The organism is Sphingopyxis sp., from assembly GCF_035565275.1.
Lineage (GTDB): Bacteria > Pseudomonadota > Alphaproteobacteria > Sphingomonadales > Sphingomonadaceae > Sphingopyxis.
Window position 1 is genome coordinate 35,195 of sequence record NZ_DATMST010000153.1, and the last position, 15,826, is coordinate 51,020.

Annotated in this window: 11 protein-coding genes; 9 read left to right on the forward strand and 2 right to left on the reverse strand. The window is 63.8% G+C overall.

Translation table 11 applies throughout. The annotated features are described in order from the left end of the window. Positions 1–66: 66 nt before the first annotated feature. The 4 genes from VN047_RS10700 to VN047_RS10715 are packed head-to-tail and all read left to right on the forward strand — an operon-like array spanning position 67 to position 3,282. Entirely contained in the window at positions 67–840 is a 774-nt protein-coding gene (locus tag VN047_RS10700) for an enoyl-CoA hydratase/isomerase family protein (RefSeq protein ID WP_325542494.1), read from the forward strand. A gap of 3 nt (positions 841–843) precedes the next feature. Further along, a complete protein-coding gene (locus VN047_RS10705; RefSeq protein WP_325542496.1) occupies positions 844–1,713 on the forward strand; it encodes an enoyl-CoA hydratase in 870 nt (289 codons plus the stop codon). Next, on the forward strand, positions 1,706–2,518 hold the full coding sequence (locus VN047_RS10710; protein ID WP_325542497.1) for an enoyl-CoA hydratase-related protein: 813 nt from the start codon (positions 1,706–1,708) through the stop codon (positions 2,516–2,518). Before VN047_RS10705 ends, VN047_RS10710 begins: the two co-directional genes overlap by 8 nt. Before the next feature lie 2 nt (positions 2,519–2,520). Further along, entirely contained in the window at positions 2,521–3,282 is a 762-nt protein-coding gene (locus VN047_RS10715; RefSeq protein ID WP_325542499.1) for an SDR family NAD(P)-dependent oxidoreductase, read from the forward strand. Between the two features lie 2 nt (positions 3,283–3,284). Here VN047_RS10715 and VN047_RS10720 read toward each other — a convergent pair whose 3' ends face one another. Both VN047_RS10720 and VN047_RS10725 read right to left on the reverse strand, forming a co-directional pair. Further along, complete coding sequence (locus VN047_RS10720) at positions 3,285–4,058, reverse strand: helix-turn-helix transcriptional regulator (protein ID WP_325542501.1); 774 nt, start codon at positions 4,056–4,058, stop codon at positions 3,285–3,287. A gap of 65 nt (positions 4,059–4,123) precedes the next feature. Then, complete coding sequence (locus VN047_RS10725; RefSeq protein WP_325542503.1) at positions 4,124–5,458, reverse strand: MFS transporter; 1,335 nt, start codon at positions 5,456–5,458, stop codon at positions 4,124–4,126. A gap of 184 nt (positions 5,459–5,642) precedes the next feature. Here VN047_RS10725 and VN047_RS10730 point away from each other — a divergent pair, with 184 nt between their 5' ends. The 5 genes from VN047_RS10730 to VN047_RS10750 all read left to right on the forward strand — a co-directional run bounded on the left by VN047_RS10730 (position 5,643) and on the right by VN047_RS10750 (position 15,825). Next, positions 5,643–7,196, forward strand: coding sequence for an AMP-binding protein (locus tag VN047_RS10730; protein ID WP_325542505.1), 1,554 nt, complete (start codon positions 5,643–5,645; stop codon positions 7,194–7,196). Between the two features lie 48 nt (positions 7,197–7,244). Further along, positions 7,245–8,399, forward strand: coding sequence for a M20 aminoacylase family protein (locus VN047_RS10735; protein WP_325542530.1), 1,155 nt, complete (start codon positions 7,245–7,247; stop codon positions 8,397–8,399). Next, the gene (locus VN047_RS10740; RefSeq protein ID WP_325542507.1) at positions 8,396–9,163 is read left to right on the forward strand and encodes an alpha/beta hydrolase; all 768 of its coding nucleotides are present in this window, start codon (positions 8,396–8,398) and stop codon (positions 9,161–9,163) included. Before VN047_RS10735 ends, VN047_RS10740 begins: the two co-directional genes overlap by 4 nt. 498 nt (positions 9,164–9,661) lie before the next feature. Beyond that, entirely contained in the window at positions 9,662–12,601 is a 2,940-nt protein-coding gene (locus VN047_RS10745) for a DUF6603 domain-containing protein (RefSeq protein ID WP_325542509.1), read from the forward strand. Beyond that, complete coding sequence (locus VN047_RS10750) at positions 12,598–15,825, forward strand: hypothetical protein (protein WP_325542511.1); 3,228 nt, start codon at positions 12,598–12,600, stop codon at positions 15,823–15,825. The genes VN047_RS10745 and VN047_RS10750 overlap by 4 nt, the downstream gene beginning before the upstream one ends. Position 15,826 lies beyond the last annotated feature (1 nt).

Below are 15,826 nucleotides of genomic sequence, written 5' to 3' on the forward strand. Positions count from 1 at the left end.
GCTAGCAAGCAACTAACGACAACCATGGCATGTGGCACGCATGTACTGCGCGAAGGACCCCAGAATATGGCTCTAGTGGAAACCGTTGTTCGCGGCGCGGTGTGTGCGCTTACCCTCAACGATCCTGATCGCCGCAACCCCCTGTCGGAAACGCTTGCGTTGAGCCTGCGAACAGCGATCGCTGCGGCTGGTCGCGATCCGCAGGTCAGATGCGTGCTTCTGACCGGCAAGGGCGATGCCTTTTGCGCGGGCGGCGACCTCGCCGCGCTGGATACGCTGTCTCCTGCCGAAGTGGCGCGCTTCATGGCTCAGTCGCAGGCGATAACGCAGGAAATTGCCACTCTCCCGGTCCCTGTCGTCGTCGCCATCAACGGGGCGGCCGCCGGCGCCGGCTTTTCGCTGGCTGTGGCCGGGGACGTCCTTCTCGCGGCGCAAAGTGCAGTTCTGATCCCGGCGTTCCGGCGTGTTGGCGCGGTACCTGACCTTGGGCTTATCCATACGCTTCACCGCACCATCGGATTGCATCGTACGACCGACATCCTGTTGCGCGACAGGCCGATCGACGCCGCGACCGCGTTGCAACTCGGGCTGGTCAGCGAAGTCGTGCCAGACACCGACCTGGCGGATCGCGCAATGAAGGTGGCGGAAGATCTCGCTGCCGGTCCGACCGTCGCGCTGGGGCTTGCCAAGAAATTGATCCGCGTGGCGGCGACCGGCGCCAGCGACGCCTTTCTCATGGCGGAAGCCTCCGCCCAGGGCATCGCCTTTTCGACAGCTGATTTCCTCGAAGGTGTCGCCGCGTTTCGCGCTCAACGCCGACCCCGATTCAAAGGCAAGTAAGCAATGACGCAAATTTCCATCGAAACGCTGGAACATCTTCGATACGAGCAGCCCGCACCCGGTATTGCGCGGATCGTCTTGGCGAGGCCGCAAGCGCGTAACGCGCAAGGTCTGCGCATGACCTATGAACTCGACGGGGCGTTCCAGGCCGCGGCGCGCGACCCGGACGTCAAAGTCATCATCCTGGCAGGCGAGGATCCGCATTTTTCAGCGGGCCATGATCTGACAGAGACGGGTGAAGGCCTCTGGCCGCTCGTCAGCCTTTGGAGCGACTTCGACGCCGGCGGCACGGAGGGGCGATATAGTCAGGAATCCGAAATCTATCTCGACATGTGCGAGCGCTGGCGGGCGCTGCCCAAACCGATGATCGCCGCGGTGCAGGGCAAGTGCATCGGTGGCGGGCTGATGCTGGCATGGGTCTGTGATCTCATTCTGGCGTCGGAAGACGCACTGTTTCTCGATCCGACCGTCGCCATGGGGGTGATGGGTACGGAATATTTCATGCACCCCTGGGAACTCGGCACGCGCAAGGCGAAGGAGTTCCTGATGCTCGGCGACTGGATGTCGGCGGCGGAGGGACACCGGCTCGGCATGATCAATCGCGTGGTGCCGCGTTCCACCCTCGAACAGGCGGCGCTGGAAATGGCTCAGGCGATCGCCGCCAAACCGCAATTCGCTGTTCGCGCGGCGAAGATGGCGATCAACCATGCCCAGGACCAGGCCGGGCGCGCGCATGCGATGCGCCAGAGCTTCGCGATGCACCAGCTGACCCATGCCAACAACGAATTGCAGAATGGGGCATCGATCATGGCGGAGGGCACCGCGCAGAGCGTAGCAAGGAAAATCGCCGCGTCGGGAGAGCGCGGTGAGTGAGCCTCCGCTGCTGATCGACTATGCAGCGAACGTCGCCACAGTAACGCTCAATCGGCCGGCCGCCCTGAACGCGCTCAGCCCGCAGCTCGCGGTTGAACTCGCCGATTGCTGGCGTGCGCTGGCGGCCGACAACGCGGTGCGGGCGATCGTCCTTACGGGCGCCGGCGACCGGGCGTTCTGCGCCGGCGCGGACCTCAAGCGGTTTGTGCCGCTAGGCAAAGGGCTGCGAGCGCCGGAGGATGAGTGGGATCGGCGGGTGCTTGCCGATCCGAAGATTCTGGACATAGCCTTGCTGCGCACCTTCGACGTGGGAAAGCCCGTCATCGCCGGGATCCAGGCCCAGGCAATCGGCGGCGGCGTCGAACTGATCCAGGCAACCGACTTGCGCGTCATGGCGGACTCGGCGACGCTTTCGCTGAAGGAAGTGCAATGGGGGCTGTTCCCGGCGGGTGGCTCGACCGTCTTGCTCCCGCGCCAGCTGCCTTGGGTGATCGCCATGGAGATGCTGCTCACCGGTCGAGCGATGACGGCCGCAGAGGCGCTGTCTCACGGCTTGGTAAATCATGTCACGCAGCCGAAGCACACGCTCGCCGCCGCACTGCGAATTGCGACCGGGATCGCTGGTCTGGCTCCGCTCGCTGTACAGGCCATCCGCCATGCCGCGCGGCTCGCCCGCAGCACCACGATCGAAGCGGGGATGGCGCTGGAAAGCGAGATATCGGAGCCGATTTTTCACACCGCCGACGCGGCGGAGGGCCTTGCCGCGTTCGCCGAGCGTCGTACTCCGCGATATGTGGGCGCATAAAGGTGCGGAACGCCTTGTTCGATCTTGCCGGGCGCGCGATCGTCGTGACTGGCGGAGCATCAGGGATCGGTCGCGGCATCGTCGACGGACTGACGGCGGCCGGCGCCAGCGTGGCGGGCTGGGATTTGCCGGGCCCGGCGTTTGACGAACTCCAACTGAGTCTCGCGGGCCACGGCATCGCCGTGCGTTGCGACATCCGCGACGAGAAGGATGTCGCGGTCGCGCTCGACGCAACGGTTGCCGCACTGGGCCCGGTCAGCGGCTGTTTCGCCAATGCCGGTGTCGGCGGGCCTCGCAAGTCCGTCGCCAACAGTTCGACTGACGATTGGCAACCCGTGCTGCGCACCAATGTCGAGGGTACGCTGCTGACCTTGCGCGCCGTTGCGCAATCGATGATCGCCGGGCAATGCAGCGGCACGCTCGTCGGCACCAGCTCGCTTGCCGCGGAAAACGGCGCAGCGGGTTCGGCGGCTTACGGCGCAAGCAAGGGCGCGGTTCAATCGTTGATGCGAGCGCTGGCTGTGGAACTGGCGCCGCATGGGATCCGCGCGCATTCCATTCTGCCCGGCTGGATCGAAACCGACATGACGGCAACCGGACTCGCCGATCGGCGCGTCATCGACAACGTCTTGCGGCGTATCCCGATGCGCCGTTGGGGATCGCCGTCGGACTTTGCCGGAATCGCCGTCTACCTGATGAGCGACGCTTCGCGATATCAGACGGGTGGAAGCTTCGTCGTGGACGGCGGCTATTCGATTTTCTGATCCTATTGCGGCATATCGATCAAGCCGAGCGAGCAGGCGCGCATCAGCGCCTGCGCACGCGTCGTGGCGCCCATTTTCGATCGCACGCGTTTGAGATGGTCGCGGATCGTCTGTACGGACAGGCCCAGGATGACGGCGGTTTCCTGCGCATTCTTGCCGAGGGCGACCCAGCGAAGACACTCCGTCTCGCGCCGGGTCAGCTTGACCGCACCCGGCGTCATCTCCCGCGTCAACTCATCCTTCAGGTCTCCCGCAATCATGTGCGAGAGGTAGAACAGGATCGCCATCGCGTCATCGAGGCTCGCTATCTCCTCGCGTGACCGCTCGGAGTAGAAGGAGATGCACACCTCCCTGCCGGCGACATCGAGGCGGACATTTACCCCGGTGCGCATTCCGTAATCATACACCCACCGCATCGTATCCACTTCCACTGCGGTCATGTTCGGCGTGCCGTCGGACAGGATGATGCGGCCCTGGCGATTTTCCCACAGCAGTGGCTTGTTGCCGCTACCGGCGAAGTCCCCCGACGCCTTCATGCGGCGCATCGGGTCCTGCTGGAAACGGGTGGACGCCCACTGGCGATGGACTTCAGGCGCAATTCCATGTGCGATGCAAACCGATGGGCGCTCGACCCGCAGGCCCATCTGATCGGACGATTCTTCGAAACTGAGTAGCATATGGCCGAAGCCGAGCTGTTTTGCCCGCTTCACATGCTGCACGGCAGAGCCTTTTGCGCAGTCGCGCAACTGCCGGAGACTGGGAACATCCTGGATCACACGCAACTCTCCGGCTAAAGCCAAAGGCTAACACGCGAAGCGACACCGGGCAAATATCGGATGACTTAATCAGCGGCCGTGTCGGCCTTGAATATGGGGAGCCTCACCGCGTCATAGCGACGGATGGAACTCAGCCACATCACCGGCACCAGAATGAGCGCCGGCAGTGAGGCCAACATCATGGCCGTAACGATGTGCGCGGGCTCGTCGCCCATCCGATCGATGAGCAAACCGACGGTCAACGGACCGGCGGACGTCCCCAGCAGGCTGATGATGAACAGCATGAGTGTCGTTCCCTGCCCCCGCATTCGATTTGGAAACAGGTCCTGCATCATGATCGTTCCGGTGCTCGACGAAAACGGACCCGCTGTCACCAGCACGGCGAGGCACGTCCATGCTTGCCATGGCACTGCAGCAAACGGGAGCAACAGCATGGGCGGGATCGCAATCATCGATCCGATCGCGGCAACCCGAAACTTGGCGGCCGGCGTACCACGAAGCGTCCAGCGGTCGCATAGCTGAACCCCGACAAAAGCACCCACTATGCCCCCTATGGCGAGCATGAAGCCCATCTGCGTGCCGAAGGTCGCTATCGAAAGATCGAACCTTCGGATGAAATAGGTCGGCATCCACGCGTGTATGCCATAGGACCAGAAGGCCATTGCCGCCTGAGCGACATAGACGGCCAGAAACAGGCGCCAATGGCGCTTGAGATAAGGCACAATGCGTTCCGGCTCCAGACTTTCTGTCAGTACGACGCCTTTGCGGGTCGGTTCTGGCATCATGCGCACCAGGACAGCGATCAAAAGGCCAGGTGCCCCGATGAGCACGAACACCAGTCGCCAAGAGCCGATGCCGGCGATGGTCCATCCTTCACGCTCGACCATCTCGAACACGATCCCGCCGACGATCATCGAAGCCCCGAGGCCAACGAATGCGCCCAGCATGTACACGAACAATGCGCGGCTGCGGTAAGCGGGGCGGAAGCAATCGGCCAGGATCGAGCAGGCCGCGGGCGCAAGACACGCTTCTCCGGTGCCGACGACCACGCGCGCCAGGAAAAGCCATGTGAAGTCCGGCGCCAGTCCGCACGCGATGGTAGCGAGGCTCCAAACCGCCACACCGATCGCCAGGATCGTTCGTCGGTTGTGTCGATCGATCAGGCGGCCAATGAACAGCCCTGCCGTTGCAAAAAGGAACACGAACGCGAAGCCATACAGCAGGCTGACCTGCGTGTTGCTCAGATTCAGGTCGGCCCGGATCGGCACGACCAGCAAGGAGATGATCTGGCGGTCGAGAAAACCGAACAACCCGGCAAGAAATATCGTGCCGATGATGTAGTTGCGTTGCGCGGGTCCGGGATAAACGACCCCGGTATTCATCGGCACCATGGCTGTCATCCCGCTCCTGCTCCCTGTTCGTTTTATAATGAAGAAAAATTGGTGCTGCCCTCAAGTCCCCAAGTTGGGGGGGGACACACCCCCGGAGCCGCGGCTTGGCCCACACCCCCCCCACTATTGGGGAATGGGCCGTCACAACGCGCTGCGCTAAGAGAGACGCTCCACAGGTTGCACGGGGACATCAGTGCCAAACTTCGACAAAGAAATAACCGGAATCGTTGCTGGCGAGCGTCATGTGGATCACCCGCGCCTGGCCAGCATGGTTCGGCGCGCGGCATGCGGGTTCGAACGGCTCGGCGTCAAGCCCGGAGAAACCGTCGCCCTGTTGTTACGGAACGATATTCCATTCTTTGTCGCGACCATGGGGGCACAGGGAGCCGATGCCTATCCCGTTCCCGTGAACTGGCACGGTACCGCCGAGGATGTAGGCTACATCCTGCGGGATTGTAATGCCCGCGTCCTTGTTGCCCACGCCGACCTTCTTGCGAAGCTGGGCGGAAACGTGCCGGCTGGCTGCGCGGTGCTGTCGGTCGAAACCCCAGCCGAAATCATGGACATCTTTGGTTTATCCGCGCAAGTCTGTGCCGTCGCCGAAGGCGACGTTAACTGGGATCACTGGCTCGAAGCGCAATCGGAACGCGTCGAACTCGCCAACAGCCTGCGCGGCAGCATTGTTTACACCTCCGGCACAACGGGTCGTCCCAAGGGGGTCGTTCGCGCGCCTGCCGCGGAGGAAGCGCGCGAACGGATGTTCGGTATCGTCGACGAAATCATGGGGGTTCCGCAAGGGGCGCCAATCCGGTCGGTCGCGACCGGACCGCTCTATCACCCGGCCCCCAATTTTTCGGGAATGCGTGCGGCCCAGCCAGGGTCGTTGATGGTGCTGCAGCCCAAATTCGACGAACAGGCCCTCCTTGAGATGGTCGAGCGCTACGCCATCACGCATCTCAACATGGTCCCGACCATGTTCATCCGCTTGCTCCGTCTCGACCAGAAGCTGCGCGGTCAATTCGATCTGACATCGCTTAGGCGCGTGACCCACGCCGCTGCGCCCTGCCCGATCGAAGTGAAGCACCAGATGATCGATTGGTGGGGGCCGGTGATCCACGAATTCTATGGCGGTACCGAGACCGGAACCGTGACCATCCACGGGAGCGATGAAGCGCTGGCGAAGCCGGGCACGGTTGGCCGTCCGCTCAAGAATTGCATCGTCAAGATATTGGATGACAACGGTCAAGAACTCCCGCCAAATCAGGAAGGCGAAGTGTTTTGCCGTAACTACAACCTCCCGGATTTCAGTTATATCGGCATGCCCGACAAACGAGCCGAAGTGCAGCGCGGTGACCTTATTACGGTTGGAGATATCGGATATCTCGACGAGGACGGCTATTTGTTTCTGCGTGACCGCAAACGAGACATGGTAATCTCGGGCGGTGTGAATATCTATCCCGCCGAAATCGAACAGGCATTGGTCACCATGCCGGGCGTCAAGGACTGCGCGGTGTTCGGCATTCCCGCCGAGGAATTCGGCGAATCCCTCTGTGCGCATGTCGAACTCCTCGAAGGCGCAACATGTACCCCCGAAGAAATTTCGGACTGGTTGCGCGACCGATTGGGCAGCCTGCGCACACCGAAATTGATCAAGATCGCGTCCGACCTGCCGCGCGAGGACAGCGGAAAAATAATGAAGAAGAGCATCCGCGCGACATATTGGGCCGCGACCGGGCGCAGCATTTGAGGAGCGAGCATGCCCGTTCGAGACAATATTACGGCACTCGCCGGAGAAATGCGCGATTGGCGCCATCATCTCCATGCCCATCCGGAAACCGCCTATGAAGAATATGCGACGGCCGACTTCATCGCTGCGAAGTTGGGCGAGTGGGGAATCGCCGTTTCACGCGGGCTTGCGGGCACGGGCGTAATCGGCACGTTGCGCGTTGGCGAAAGCGGCCGCGCCATCGGCCTTCGCGCCGACATGGACGCGCTTCATCTCGACGAAAGCAACCGGTTCGCGCACACGTCGCGCACGGCTGGCAAGATGCATGCCTGCGGCCATGACGGACATATGGCGATGCTGCTGGGCGCAGCAAGCCATCTTGCGCAGACCCGCGACTTCGACGGCACCGTCCATTTCATCTTTCAGCCCGCGGAAGAGAATGAAGCCGGCGCCAGACGAATGACGGAGGAAGGGCTGTTCGAGCTGTTTCCGATGGACGCTGTGTTCGGCATGCACAATTTTCCGATGATCCCGGAGGGACAGATCGTCGTACGGCCAGGCCCGATGATGGCCTCCGCCGACTTCTTCGAGGTCAAGGTGACCGGCAGGGGCGCGCATGGGGCATGGCCCCATACCGGAATCGACGCCATTTCGGTCGCCAGCGAGATCGTGCTCGCTTTCAATCAGATCGTGGCGCGGACGATCGACCCGCTGGAGTCGGCCGTGGTCAGTGTCACGATGTTCAATGCCGGCCATAGCACCAACGTATTGCCTGAAACCGCCACCATTGCAGGATCGACGCGCACGTTCAGCCTCGCCGTACAGGATCATCTCGAACAGCGAATGCGGCAGCTGTGCGAAGGCATCGCAGCCGCGCATGGCGCCACGGTCACGTTCGAATATGACCGCCGCTACCCCCCGACGCTCAATCATCCGGCAGAGACCGAATTCGCGGCCGCCGTGGCGGAGCGCATCGTTGGTCCCGATAACGTGCTGCGCGACGAACGCCCGGTGATGGGATCGGAGGACTTTGCATGGATGCTGCTGCGCAAGGCCGGCAGCTATGTCTGGATCGGAAATGGTCCGGAGCATCAAGGTGGATGCATGCTGCATAACCCCGGCTACGACTTCAACGACCGCATTCTGCCGATCGGCGCCAGCTATTGGGTAGAACTGGCGGAAAGCTGGCTATCGACCGAACGAAAAGATGGAGATACGCAATGACGATCATCGGCCACGACGTTGTCGGCGAGGGTCCGATCCGTATTGTCCTGCTTCATGACTGGATTTCCGATACGACCAGCTGGGACATGTGCCGGCCGTTGCTGGACGGGGAACGATTCAGCTGGGCGTTTGTCGACTTGCGCGGATACGGGCGTTCCCGGGCGTTCCCCGGCGAGCACACGGTAACGGAAGCTGCCGCAGATGTGATGATTGTCGCGGACGCGCTTGGCTGGACGAAGTTCGCCGTGGTCGGGCACTCGATGAGTAGCCTGATCGCGCTGCATCTCGGGCAGATCTTCCCCGAGCGCATCAGCCGGATCGTGGTGACGGCACCGGCGCCGCCTGCCGGGCTGGGCGTGGACGAGCCAACGTTCGACTATCTCGAAAGCGTCGCGCTGGGGGATCACGCGCAGCGAATGGCGGGCTTCGAGGCGATGTGGGGCGATCGGCTGTCGCCGCAATGGCAAATCTTCAAGGAAGCGCGATGGCGTGAGACGGCAGACCCTAAAGCGGCGGCCGGCTTTGTGAAGATGTTCGCGCGGCAGGGGTTGCCCGATCGACAGCTGCCGGTCAGCGTTCCGGTTCTCGCGCTGACGGGAGAGTGTGATGCCGAGATCATGCGGGCTCAAGCAGTCCGCAAGTCACTGGCGCCGCTCTGTCCGGATTTGCTGGTTGAGAAAATTGCCGAGGCTGGGCACTACCCGATGCAAGAAGCGCCTCCTCTAACTTACACGCTGATCGAGCGGTTCTTGGCCTTGGGCTAGCATTCGCGCTTTGTGGCCGCTGACAGGGTCATCGGCGATTCTTTCAGATCAGCGTTGTCGACAATCCAGTCTCGCTACTTCTACACCGCGGAGACCCTCAGTTATCTGCAAGAGGGCGCATACGCGAGCAAGACAAGGGATCGTCCATCGGCCACGGAATGACCGCTTTCGGGCACAGGGAAATTACGGCTTGAATCGCTGACACGAGGTGCATTGTTGTCGAGCCGCTCTTCGGCTCATGGCCGGAATTTCTGCTTTCAACTCGCATCCGCCTCAAAGCGGCCATTCATTATCGCATATTGCGCATCCACCCAAGTATGCGTCCAAAGCAATAGACAGATTTTGTGCCTGGTTGAAACAAATGCGGCTCGGATGAGTGCCCGCCCCCTCCTTTAAACCTGATTTCGCAACAGCCTGTCCCTCTTGGCGCTTCCGTCCAAGAGCCGCCCCGGCTCGCCCCCTATCGCTGGGAAATCTTCAGATAGTGGAGGAAAGCGGATGGCGGATGTCTGGGAGTCCCTTCTTCATGGCTGCTCGGCTTTCATCCATTCGGCAGCGGTATCGGTCGTCGGAACGACCGCGTCGGACACGAGGGCGCTCGTCGGATCGCTGCATGACGGCGCGCGCGATGCAAACACCAAGGCCGCGCTCAAGAAGGTAAAGGACGATGTCGAAACGGCCGCGGCGACCGGCACCGCGCTGATCGACGCGGTCAAGCCGCATCTGTCGACCTTCGCCACCGAAATCGGCAAGATGGGCACCGAACTCGACGCCGCCTTCAGTTGGGAGGGGCTGGCGCGGGCGATCGCCAGCCTCGCCACCGCAATGACCGCGCTCGACAAGGCGATCAAGGCGCTCGCCGATGCCGCAGCGGCGAAGGAAACCGATCCCGGCCGCCGCGAAATCGTCCGCAACGACATCCGCAATATCACGGCGCCCTGGGCGCACCCCTTCCTGCTCGCGCAACAGGGGATGACCGAGGATTTCGACGAGCTGTGCCGCGAACTGTTCGGACTCGACGACGGCACGCGCAAGCTGGGTGAAAAGCTCGACTGGGATCATGACAAATCGACGATCACCGCATCCCTTACGGAGCTTCCCGGCGGCGACCTTGGCGCAATCCAACTCGAAAAGAGCGAGCTCCAGGCCTTCTTCGATTTTTCGGGCGATGCGCTTCTCGGCTTCCGGATCAAGACGACGGTCACCGCCGAACTGACCTCGAAAGGGTTGCTCGATCACCCCCTGCCCGGCGATGCGGCGAAGAGCGAGGGGGTGTTCGTTACTCTCGACACGCGCGACGGCCTGACGTTCGGCGAGGGCAAGGACCGGCGAATGCTGCTTCCGATCCGCGTCGGCGGCGGCAACGCCGAACTTCGCGACCTGACGATCGCGCGCCCCGAACAGGCCGATGGCAATGGCCGGATCGACGTGACCGCCACGGTGGCGGGCAAGCGTGGATCGGTGCTCGCCATAGTCGCGGAAGGTCTCGGCGTTTCGCTGCGCTGGAGCGACGCGACGGGCGGCGCGCTCGAAGTCGTTCCCCGCCCGCCCGACGGGATGGGCATCAAGGTCGACGCGGGGATCGTGAAGGGCGGCGGCTATTTGCGCCACCGCGAGGAACAGAATGATTATGGCGGCGCGCTCGAACTGAAGATCGGGCCGGTCTCGGCGACGGCGGTCGGGCTGTTCACGGTCGATCCCTCGTCGTTCGTCATCGTGATCGGGCTGCGCTTCGTCCCCGCGATCGAGCTGAGCTTCGGCTTCACCCTCAACGGGCTCGGCGGACTTCTGGCGATCGACCGCACACTCGATCCCGATGCGCTGATGGCGGCGCTTGCCGACGGGGTCGTTTCCAACCTGCTCTTTCCCGACGATCCGGTCGGCGCGGCGCCGACGATCCTGCAGCAGCTTGAAACGGTATTTCCCTATCGCGAAGGCGCTTTCGTGATCGGGCCGATCGCCGAACTCGGCTGGGGCAGTCAGAGCGGCCTGATCCGCGCCAAGCTGGGCGCGATGATCTCGATCCCCGGGGAATCGCCGATCACGCTGATCGGCAGCGTGTCGTTGTCGGTTCCGCCCAAGCTCGACGAGAAGAACAAGTTCAAGCTGATCGATCTTAACGCCGATATCGCAAGTCCGATCACCGCCGACGCTTTCGTCACGCGGATCGAACTGCGCAATTCGAGCCTCGCCAAGATTCCGGTCAGCGGATCGCTCGGCATCTATATCGGCTGGGCATCGGACGCCGGCGTCGCCTTTTCGGCCGGCGGTTTCTATCCGGGGTATCAGGGCCCGCCGATGCTCGGCGAGATGAAGCGGATCAGCATCAAGCTCGATCCGCCGATCAAGGGCGTGACCTTCAATGTCTCGGGCTACAGCGCCTTCACCACCAATTCGGTGCAATGGGGCGGCGCGGCCTATCTGAAGGCCAAGATCGGCCCGGTTTCGGGCGAAGGCAGCATCGAGGTGAACGCGCTTTTCCAATGGGCGCCAAAGCTTCACTTCGCTTATGCGATCAGGGCGTCGGTCTCGCTCAAAGCCTTCGGGCACAGCGTCGCGTCGGTCACGTTTCGCGGCAGCATCGAGGGCGTCCATCCGTGGCGGCTCGAAGGCTATGCCGGGGTCGAATTCCTCTGGTGGGAAGCCGAACTCCCCGTCGGCCCGATCACATGGGGCGAGAAGAATACCGAGCTGCCGCCGGTGGTCGATGCGCAAGAGGCCGTTGCGACCGCGCTGGGCAGCGACAGCGGGTGGCGCGCGAACATGCCTGCGGGCGCGGATCAGTACGTACGGCTGCGGGTCGATCCCGAAGCGCCGCCGCTGATTCACCCGATGGCGACCGTCGACCTGATCCAGCAGTCGGTGCCGCTCGAAACCGAAATCGACCGGATCGGTGCCTGCCGGACCAGCGTGCGCCGGCTCTATCTGGCCGAACCCAAGATCGACGGGCTGCCAGCAGCCGCCGCATCCGAATTGACCGAACTGTTCCCGCCGGGCCAGTTTCTCAATCTCAGCGACGACGACAAGGTCGCGCGCGCCGATTTCGAACAATTCCCCGCCGGGGTCCGCATCGCGGCGAGCTATGGTCCGCGCGCCGGGGGCGAGGTCAACGTCGCCTATCAGTGGGAAACGATCTTCCCGCATCAGGGCGGCCTGCGCCGCGACCTCGCGATGCAGCTCACCCCCGCCGCCGCGCATATCCTGAATTCGGGCGCCCCCGCGCTCGCGGTGAAGAAACGCGGCAACCCCTATCTTCCGCCGCGCGCCGAACCGGTGACGGTGCTCGATCCGGGGCTCAAGACCGTCCGCGATCTCGACACGCTCGCAACCGTCGGCGCGGCGGAGTTGATCACCACGACCGCTGCCGCCCGCGAAGCGGAGGCGATGATCGCTTCGGGCGCGCGCGTCCAGATCGTCGGAATGGGGATAGCGTCATGAACGGTACGTTGAAATCCTTCGTCAATATTCGCGCCGACGCAGCGTTGGTGCCGTTCGAACCCTTCGAGCCCGAGAATGTCGTCCTCGATCGTTTCGGTTTCATGCCATGGGTTCGCCTTGGCCTTTCAGCAGGGCTCAGTGGCGAACTGGATGGCAATCGCGCCAAAAGCCTGCTCACCGTGGAGGTGCGGGCAGAAGGGGTCGACGCGATCGAGGCCCCGCGTCCGCTGACGCTTTACGGTCCCGGCGATGTGATCGGAATCGACCGCAGCCAGATCATCCGGCGCTTTCCCGCCCCCGGATCGAATGATGTCGAAACCACGCGGATCGCACATGTCGAATTCGATCGCCCGGAACTGCCCTGGCTCTTTACCCCGCATGGCGTGAACGGCGGCGCGCTGCAGCCGTGGATCGCGCTCGTCGTCGTTCGCGAAGATGCGGCGCGGATCGTCGGTAACGAACCCGGACTGCCCCCGATACTCGTCGTCGACGGCACCGAGCTGCCACCGCTCGATGAAAGCTGGGCGTGGGCACATGCGCAGGTGAAGGGCGGCACCGGGATCGACGCTCCGACCCGCCTGTCCGACGCGCATGGCGCACAAAATCTGTCGCGGCTGCTCTGCCCCCGGCGGCTGGAACCGGGCATCACTTATCTAGCGGCGGTCGTCCCGACGTTCGATTGCGGAGCGCAGGCCGGACTGGGCCGGCCGGGTCAGGGCACGCTCGACCCGGCTTGGCGGCGCGGCGAAACGGGCGAAGTCCGGCTGCCGGTCTATGACAGCTGGATCTTCACCAGCGGCAGCGCGAAGGATTTCGAAACCCTCGTCGAACGGCTGAAAGGAATTCCCGCCCCCTATACCATCGGGCGGCGACGGGTCGATACGTCGGCCGCGCTTGGCGCACCGGCGATGCCCAACGGAACCGGGGGCAATATCCTGACGCTGCGCACCGCGCTCGTTTCTCCCGCCGCTGCCCCGGATGGTGCCGACGAGGCGGCGTGGAGCGTCGGGCGGCGCGAAATCCTGCGCGACACCGTGTCGCCCGGCCCGTCGGATGCCGATCTCCCGCGGGTCGACCCCCGGCTCTATGCCCGGTTCCAGCGCGGGCTGGCCTCGCTTCCCGAAAACATGCCCGCCGCGAATTTCGATAACGACTGGTTCGTCGGTCTCAACACCTCGCCCGCCGACCGCATCGTCGCCGGCATCGGCACGCGCGTGGTCCAGATGGATCAGGAAAAGCTCGTTCAGGCGGCATGGGCACAGGTGGGCGAGATTCGCCGGCTCAACAGCGTCCTCGGCCAGATCCAGTTCGGCCGCTATGTTGCCGAGCGGCTGCACGAGCGTATCTTCGACCGGCTGAAACCCGGAACCCTTGCCCAGACGCTGCGCCCCGTGCACGGCAAGCTGCGCGTCGACGACAGCCGGACCGTCTATGCCCGCGTCCGCGAAAGCCAGGTTGCGCCCGCCGTCATGAGCGCCGCGTTCCGGCGCACCGCCGCGCTGCACCTGCGCGCGACGACCGCAGGTTTTTCCGCGATGGAACAGCTCGTACGGCCGGGTGAGGCATATCGCGACTTCCAGATCCCGCGCGCCGAACTGAGCGGCATCCGCATGGTTCGCGAACAGGCGATCGATGTGATTCCCGACATCATCGCCGGGCGCCTCGGCGTTGCGGTCGGCGCGGTAACTCCCGCGCTGCTCGATCGCCGGATGAAGGCGGCGACAACCACCGCCACCAGGATGGCGCGCCCCGTGTCGGAATGGTCGATCGGTCAGGGAGACATCGACCTGAAGGCGCGCGCGGTGGGCGAGATTGCGCGGCAGGTCGACAGCGCGATCGGCACCACGCGCAAGACCGAAAAGGTCGAAGCGCTCACCGGGATGCTCGTCGCGATCGCCGAGACCGACGGGGTAAGCGTCGCGGCATCGGCGCTGACGCGCCTCGACAAGCTCGACCGGGCGCTCGGACGATCGATCGAGCCGCTGCGGGTAAGCGGGCGGGTGATCGGGATGCCCCCGGCCCGGGGCCGCACGCGGGCGATCGGCCGCGCCGGCACGAGCCGCCGCGGCGCTGCGATGTCGGTCCAGCGGTTCCAGACCGAAGCCTCCAAAGGACTGACGAAGACGCTGGGCACGCTAGGCGTCGTGAAGCGGAGTGAGGTCGCGGCGCACCTGGGCACATTGATCAGCGGTATCGGGACCTTCGAGATACCGCATCAGCCAGTCCTGCCGAAGCTGGAGCTCGACCATAAGGCGCTACTCGCCGACCTCGCGCCGGCGCGGACCGCAACGGCCTATGCGCGCGCGCGTCTGGGACCGAAACTCCCCGACTGGCTCGATACGCGGTGGTTCGACGACCTGCGGATCCAGCCGATCATGGCGGGGACGCAATTCCCGCGGCCGATGTACGAGGCGCTAGCCGATTACGACATGGACTGGCTCGTTCCCGGACTCGGCGCGCTGAGCGCATCGGATTTCGTGACGGTCCTCGAAACCAACCCCCGCTTTACCGAAGCGTTCCTCGTCGGCCTGTCCGACGAGATGGGACGCGAACTGCTGTGGCGCGACTATCCTACCGACCAGCGCGGCACCTATTTCCGCCGTTTCTGGGATGCGCACAAGGATGAGATCGTCCGCGACATCCATCGTTTCGGCGCCGGCAAGCTCGGCAGCCATATCGGGGGAGCACAAGCCGCCAACGGCGAAATCAAGGGCCGCGCGGTCCTTGTCATCAAGGCAGAGCTCATCCGGCGCTATCCCGACGCGATGTTCCTTGCGGTCAAGGGCAGCGGCAGCGATCCGGCGACGGTCGGGTTCGAAGATCCGCCGGCTCCGGGGGAAAAGGGCGCGCCCTTGTTCCACGCGCTGATCCAGCCCGACACGCTGTGCGTGGGCTTCGACCTCACGATCGACGAGTTGACCGCGAGCGGCGCGCATTGGTGGTTCATGATCGGCGAACATCCGACCGCACCGCGTTTCGGGCTCGACAGCAACGGCCAGACGCGCCCGGCGGGCAACGGATCGGTGGTACGCGACGAGATCGGCTGGAACACGTTCGGCACGGCGGCGGGCGGTTTCGTCGGCACCAGCCCCGGTTTCAACATCAAGCCCAAGGAAGGCGACGTCTTCCCCTGGGCACAGGACAGCGCGGCAGTTGCGCACGCGCTGCTGCAAAGTCCTGCGCGCGCGATGTTCTATGCCCGCGCCCTCATCGGAGGCAATTGAG

Excerpts from the sequence above, each read along its gene's own strand:
- VN047_RS10745 (WP_325542509.1), top strand. The coding sequence starts at position 9,662 with ATGGCGGATGTCTGGGAGTCCCTTCTTCATGGCTGCTCGGCTTTCATC.
- VN047_RS10725 (WP_325542503.1), bottom strand. The coding sequence starts at position 5,458 with ATGACAGCCATGGTGCCGATGAATACCGGGGTCGTTTATCCCGGACCC.
- VN047_RS10740 (WP_325542507.1), top strand. The coding sequence starts at position 8,396 with ATGACGATCATCGGCCACGACGTTGTCGGCGAGGGTCCGATCCGTATT.
- VN047_RS10750 (WP_325542511.1), top strand. The coding sequence starts at position 12,598 with ATGAACGGTACGTTGAAATCCTTCGTCAATATTCGCGCCGACGCAGCG.
- VN047_RS10705 (WP_325542496.1), top strand. The coding sequence starts at position 844 with ATGACGCAAATTTCCATCGAAACGCTGGAACATCTTCGATACGAGCAG.
- VN047_RS10700 (WP_325542494.1), top strand. The coding sequence starts at position 67 with ATGGCTCTAGTGGAAACCGTTGTTCGCGGCGCGGTGTGTGCGCTTACC.
- VN047_RS10735 (WP_325542530.1), top strand. The coding sequence starts at position 7,245 with ATGCGCGATTGGCGCCATCATCTCCATGCCCATCCGGAAACCGCCTAT.